At 61.7% G+C, this 261-nt stretch carries 1 protein-coding gene; it reads right to left on the bottom strand.

Annotated features, from left to right (window positions below; translation table 11 throughout):
• Positions 1 to 261 (bottom strand): Hpt domain-containing protein (locus SB756_RS31595; protein ID WP_410913436.1); only part of this gene is annotated, 261 nt, incomplete at both ends.

Genomic DNA, 261 nt, shown 5'->3' with positions numbered 1-261 from the left:
CTCGACGAAGGTTGTGGCCAGTTCCTCGAGCTGTACCGCACCCAATGCACCGGCCATGCTGTGCAGCTGTTGCGCCACGCGATGGGCATCGGCGTTGTCCAGTGCCGTCAGCGTGACCTGCATGTCCTGGCGTAGCGTCGTGACAAAGAGTTCGCGCATGTTCGGTGACAGCTTTAGAGGCGCAACGCTGGTCGCCGGTAGGGCGATTTTGCAATGTCTTTCCAGGTGCGCTCGCAGGGTGGCGAGGTTCAGCGGCTTGAC

The sequence above is a fragment of the Pseudomonas sp. SIMBA_068 genome, assembly GCF_046534705.1.
GTDB classification, from domain to species: Bacteria; Pseudomonadota; Gammaproteobacteria; order Pseudomonadales; family Pseudomonadaceae; genus Aquipseudomonas; species Aquipseudomonas putida.
Note: the sequence above shows the minus strand (reverse complement) of the source record. Positions and strands in the feature narration are given on the sequence as shown.